At 58.1% G+C, this 5,857-nt stretch carries 5 protein-coding genes and 1 pseudogene; 1 reads left to right on the top strand and 5 read right to left on the bottom strand.

The window, feature by feature from the left end:
• The 5 genes and pseudogenes from K359_RS60500 to K359_RS65460 all read right to left on the bottom strand — a co-directional run.
• On the bottom strand, positions 1 to 255 hold a 255-nt coding region (locus K359_RS60500; RefSeq protein WP_245284941.1), incomplete at its 3' end, for a transposase.
• A gap of 48 nt (positions 256 to 303) precedes the next feature.
• Entirely contained in the window at positions 304 to 1,008 is a 705-nt protein-coding gene (locus K359_RS65470; protein ID WP_256375223.1) for an AMP-binding protein, read from the bottom strand.
• A 59-nt stretch (positions 1,009 to 1,067) separates the two neighbouring features.
• Positions 1,068 to 1,298, bottom strand: a pseudogene (locus K359_RS66595) (hypothetical protein); the annotation flags it as partial.
• 2 nt (positions 1,299 to 1,300) lie between these two features.
• Positions 1,301 to 3,283, bottom strand: a complete 1,983-nt coding sequence (locus tag K359_RS65465) for a condensation domain-containing protein (RefSeq protein WP_245284943.1) — start codon at positions 3,281 to 3,283, stop codon at positions 1,301 to 1,303.
• Positions 3,284 to 3,312: 29 nt separating this feature from the next.
• The gene (locus K359_RS65460; protein WP_245284942.1) at positions 3,313 to 5,091 is read right to left on the bottom strand and encodes an amino acid adenylation domain-containing protein; all 1,779 of its coding nucleotides are present in this window, start codon (positions 5,089 to 5,091) and stop codon (positions 3,313 to 3,315) included.
• A 573-nt stretch (positions 5,092 to 5,664) separates the two neighbouring features.
• Between K359_RS65460 and K359_RS0146470 the strand changes: the two genes are divergently transcribed.
• The coding region (locus tag K359_RS0146470; protein WP_029085095.1) for a transposase at positions 5,665 to 5,857 on the top strand (193 nt) is incomplete at its 3' end.

Here is a 5,857-nt window from a genome sequence, read left to right as displayed (position 1 = left end):
TGTCTCGACAGCTTCCGTCGTTGGCGGCGTACTTGCCGCAACTATCGCAGGGACGAATGTCGGGCCGATCGAATCCTCTTCGGCCGGATCATGACAGGTCCAAGCCTTGCGCCAGCTCAGCAGAAGCTGACGTGATATCCCATACCGGCGAGCCGTCGCCGACACCAGTCGTGGCCCCGAGAAGCTCTCCTCTACGATTCTGAGCTTCTCCGCACGCGTCCAGCGTCGCCGCCGACCGGTCTCCACCAAATCCATGCGGCTCAGCACCGCACTGTCCTTATGTCCGTCCATAAGGACAGTCAGCTACAGATCGGAAAAACTCGCAAGACGGCCGCCCTCGGACGGATACGCTCGATCTATCTTGCCGCTAGCCGTAAGCGGGATGCTGTCAACCAAACGGAATGCGGAGGGAATCATATAGGACGGCAAGGTATGGCGCAGGAGAGCAACAATATCTCCCGAGCCCAGACTGTCGCGTACGGGCACCACGATAGCGGTCAAGCGGCCGTGGTCCTCAAGGCCTTCTGCGAAGACCGCCGCCTTTGCAATGCCCGGATGAGACTCAAGGGCCGCTTCGATCTCCTCCAGCTCTACGCGAAAGCCCCGTAGTTTGATCTGGTTGTCCGATCTTCCGCAAATCTCAAGAAGGCCGCTGGTTGAGATGCGTGCGATATCGCCAGTGCGATAAAGAATGCTGTATTGTCCATTATCATAAGGATTTGACACGAAACAGCGGCTCGTCCGATCTTCATCCCCCCAGTATCCAGCGCTTACGCAGCGTCCCGCGACGCCGAGCTCGCCGGCTGCTCCGACCGGGACTCTCTTCAAGTGGGCATCGAGCACGTAGAGTTTGACGTTGTCGATTGCGCGCCCAACGGGAACGAGCGACGAGCCGTCGTCAGTATCCGATGTTTCGTAGACAGCTGCATTGGATGCACATTCCGTAGCACCATAGAAGTTCCACAACGGCACGTTCGGAAAATGCGCGCGCCAGCGAACGGGGGCCAGGACGGCATTGGTTCGGCGCTGCTTGTGACCAACCGCAAGGTGGTCAGTTGCGGATTACGGTCCTGGGAAGCAATGAGGCCGGACAGCAGTGCCGGTGAGGCAAATAAGCGTGTCACGCGATGTCGCGCCAAGACGCACAACAATAGATCTGGATCAAGCAGCTGCTCTTGAGTCAGGATCAGTGCGGGCGCGCCTCGCAGAAGCCCCCCAAAGTACTCCCAAGCGGAAGCAACAAGTGACGCGGATTTTTGGACAACTAATCGGTATTGTCGAAGGGAAAGCGTCGCCACATTCAGTTCAGTCGATTGAGGATTGCCGATTCCGGTATAGGAACCCCCTTCGCTGTCCCGGTTGAGGACGACGTGTATATAAGGTTTGCAATTCCCTGATCTGATGGTTTGCCGCTGCACTCGCCACCGTTAGCGGACACGTTGCACCCTTCTAGGGTCGATAGACAGACCGACGGCAAGTCAAACCCAGGGTCGACGCTATTTGCGTGAACCAAAAGCCTTGCCTGACTATCTCGCAGGATATGTTCGATCCGATCACGAGGATAATCTGATGATATAGGGACAACAATGGACCGCAAGGCGCGTGCCGCCAGAATAATAGCGGCCGCGTCAGGCGACCGGTCGACCAGCATCGCGACCATATCGCCTGTCCCGACGCCGGAGGCCCGTAGTGACGACCTGATTGCTGTTACGCGCTCACGTAGCTGGCGAAATGTAATCTCGCCGAAATCACCGAAATATGCCACTTGGTTGCGATTGGAGACGCTGACTTGCTCGAATGCTTCGACAAGCGGACATTCAGCCTCATACGGTTGCGCCGAGCCATTAAGCGACTCCTGCACAGCGATGTCTGCGGCGCTGAGACAGCTCAGATCCATGATGGGCGCAAGCGGCTTCTCAACGCAGGCCGCAATGAGACATCGCAAGTTGTCGGCCATGCGGGCGATCAGATCGCTGGAAATTATGTCTTCCGCATATGCGAGCTGAAGAGCAATTTCATCGCCGTGATATTGTGCGTACAGTGTCAGATCGAATTTTACATAGCCGGTCTCATACTCGCGGAATGTCAGATCCAACCCATGTTGGCCAGGCGGCTCTGCCGCCTCAGAATACATGTTGAACATGGCTTGAAAGATCGGTGATCGTCCCGCTTCGCGATATAGCCGGGTATCCCTCACCATCCAGCTCAACGGATATGCCGAATTTGCGATCGCATCGCTGACCAGCCCCTGAACGCGCAAGGCATGATCCTCGAACGATCGGCCGACATCGATCGCGGTGCGGATTGGCAGCATATTCAGGAAGAAGCCGACGACTTCGGCGCTGCCAGGTTGGTCGCGGACGACATGCGGGATGCCAACGATAATATCGTCCTGACCGACATACTTCTGTAGCAGCAGCTTGAAGCACGCGAGGAGTGTTGTCGAGGTGGTGCACCTATGCCGCCGTGCAAACTCCCGTACCTGATTGGAGAGCTCACTGCCAAGTAACAACGCTTGCGAGGCGCCCCGGTGGGAATTTGTCTGCGCCCGCGACCGCCCCGTTCCAAGCGAAAGAACCGGTGGATCATCGCCAATCTGACGACGCCAATAGCTACGTTGGCCGGCTAACGCCTCTAACGTAAGGTGTTGCTGTTCCCATATCGCGTAGGTCGAGAATGACGCGCGGTTCTCAGGCAAAAACGCCCCGGCATCTACGTACCTTTGTCGAAGGTCTCTGAGCAGAACCGAGATCGACCAGGCGTCGATGATAATTTCATGAGCGGTGATCAGGATCAGATGGTTATCAGCGCCAAAACGGATCATGCGCGCGCGAAACAGGTGGCCTTGACTGAGATCAAAGTTGCTGTTCAATTCTGTCTGCCGCAACTCCGCGATGAGTTCCTCAGCGTCCTTCGCTGTGAGATGAGATGCATCAACCAAGTCTAGATCTGCGCATTGCGGAACATCAAACAGCTGAACCGGACCGTCATCGTCGATAAAGCGCGCCGAAAGTGCCTGATGGGAATGAACGACGTCGGTCCAGGCGCGATTGAACGCGGCTGTATCAATGTTGCCCCTTATTCGCAGGCCGCCTTGAATGATGTAGTTCCTCGCGGACGGATCGAGCTGCGAGAGGAACCAGAGATGCTCCTGAACCCTCGTCAGAGGCGATCGTATCAGCTTTCCGGGCGCCGGAGCTTTGCACGGCTCGGAGCCGAGTCGGGCCGCGATCGCAGCCGCCAGCGATCGGATCGTTCCATTCAGGACCAGCCTGAAATCCACTCTCAGTCCGAGCGTGGTATGCAACTGGCTCAATATAAGCATTGCCCGGAGCGAGTCCCCCCGAGGCTTATGAACTCGTCATTTACGCCAATGTTCTCAATGTGCAGAACGCCGGACCAGATCTGACTGAGCTGGGCTTCGAGCTTTGTTTGTGGCGCCTCGAATGGCGTCGGCAATGAGGGGCGAATACTGGTCGGGTCTGGCAATGCGCCTAAATCGATCTTTCCGTTTCTGGTTAGTGGAATGGCACCGACGAGGATGATCCTCTCCGGGAGCATGTACGTGGGAAGCGCTTCAGCAAGAAAGGTCTGAAGTTCGTCTTCCGCCACGTCAGTCGGAGCGGAAACATACGCGATGAGTCGTTTCGATGCGGCGGCGTCCTCCGCTGCGTGGGTTATGTCCCTTGCCGTAAGCTTTGCGCCGGTGCGGACGGAGGCAACCGCGACAGCGCCGCGTACCAAATGGTGAGCGCAGAGGCGGGCTTCGATTTCTCCCAGCTCAATTCTGTGCCCGCGGATTTTGACTTGACGGTCCCGTCGACCGAGACATTCCAGAAAACCATCGGAGCGAACGCGCCCGAGATCACCTGTCTTGTATAGGCGCCGGAACGAGGGATTGTTTGAGAACGGGTTGGGCCCAAAGGCATCCCTGGTGCGGACATCGTCATTGACGTAACCGGCAGCAACGCCAACGCCGCTAACACAGAGTTCGCCGACCTCTCCGGTGCCGCACAGCCGCGGTCCGTCAGCGACATAAACCGCAAGGTTAGAAATCGGCTTGCCGATCGGCACATAGAGGTCAGCCGGCGCAGGGGGTGCAGAAACCAGATGATGTGTCACGCCGTCCGCGCATTCGGTCGGGCCGTAGTGGTTGAGAATCGGGATCCGGGGGTATAAAGCAAGCCACGCGCGTGCCAATCCGGGCGTTAGAGGTTCTCCGACCGTGGAAATAATCCGCAAACCGTCCAGAGCTCGTTCGGCAGCCGCAAGTGACTGCAGATGCTCAACAAATCTCGCGAGCATTGACGGGACGAATTGAGCCACCGTTACGCCGCATCCTTGAATGGCTTTGAGAAAGCCGCCTGGCGACTTCAGTGTCGCTTCATCAATGATCGCGATCCTGGCTCCGACGCAAAGCCCTGCCAGAAGCTGCCACAGCGAGATGTCAAAGCAGTGCGATGCAGTCTGCGCGATACAATCCGTCCGTGTGAGACGCAGGCCGTCGATTTTTGCCATCAAGTGATTGTTTAGGGCTGCGCGCTCGATCATTGCGCCCTTTGGCTGGCCCGTTGAACCAGACGTAAACAGAATGTAGGCAAGTCGATGCCCGCGCGATGATGGCGCGACAGACGAGGTCTGGCCCTCGCATAGCGCCGCCGCTATCGGGATGTATTGCGTGGCGCCGTTGCTGCTCGCAGAGAGTTGGTTAGGCCAATCCTGCCGGTCTGGGCCAATGATCAGAGCGCAGCGGCTCTGCTCGATCATGAATGATGTACGCGAGGCCGGTAATGATGGATCGAGTGGCAGGTACGTTGATCCGGCCTTCAAGATGGCGACAACTGCCGTTGCCCAGTCGAAATCTCGCTTGCCCCAATAGCCGTCCACCGCGCCCTGAGCGCCATGCTTTTGCAACGTCCTTGCGAGGGCATCCGATCTTAGTCGCAGCGCCTGGTAGGTAAGTTCGGCTCCGCCGTAGCTCAGCGCGCCCCTCTCCGGAGCCGATCTTGCAAAGCGATCGAGCGCCGTGATCGCGTCGATCGGTTCGCGGTCCACAAATTGAGTTGTGCCGGATTGGGTTTCGGTAAGCATACGCGTCTCGCCATTCATCGCTTTTCTGCGGCCCTTAGATCAAAAAGTTGTTTGGAGCTCACCGCATTCGATGCAGCCGTTTGGCGGCAAATGCCCCTCGCTTGGTGGATTTGACCCAGCCAGCTCTCAGCATCAGACGTGCCAACTTTGCCGAAGAGACAGATTCGTATGCTTTGCGCGGACCGGGCGTGCCGCCTCTCGTTTCAGTGTCTGGCCGCGAACATGGGCTGTCCTCAACCGAATGCGGTCATGTCAGGTTATTGCCAATCAACTCTAATCGGATAGGGCGACGGTATGAACAACTCGTCGTGTGAGCTAAAAACCGAATACAGTCGAGCCAGATTGCGCGGGTCACCCTCGGCGCTATGCCCACTCGACCATACCGCTTCGATCTCGCCTCCGCACCTTTCGGCGCGGTCGTTTCCCCCAGTGATGGTGTAGCTCGGAAGAGCAAAGCCGCCCGGTACGCGCGCCTCAAATAGCGCCGTAGCGGGCGGGCGGCTTTGCGGTGGTCACCGGCGATTCGCCGGTAGGATCGGGTTGCGACACGCCAACGCAACCGAGGAACCACCGATGACCGACGATATGATGGACCTGCGCACGCTCGTGGAGAAGACCCCTGATGCCGATCTGTTGCGCGAGATGATCGGCTTTGCCGCCCAGCGGCTGATGGAGCTGGAAGTCGAAGGCCAGACCGGAGCGGCCTACGGCGAGAAGAGTCCCGAGCGTCTGGCCCAGCGCAACGGCTACCGCGACCGGAGCTGGG

The sequence above is a fragment of the Bradyrhizobium sp. th-b2 genome (assembly GCF_000426785.1).
GTDB lineage: Bacteria > Pseudomonadota > Alphaproteobacteria > Rhizobiales > Xanthobacteraceae > Bradyrhizobium > Bradyrhizobium septentrionale.
The sequence above is the reverse complement of the archived record's forward strand: the minus strand, read 5'-3'. Positions and strand labels throughout refer to the sequence as shown.

Bases quoted from the DNA above. Each gene is read 5' to 3' on its own strand.
- K359_RS65460 (WP_245284942.1), bottom strand. From the start codon at position 5,091: ATGCTTACCGAAACCCAATCCGGCACAACTCAATTTGTGGACCGCGAA.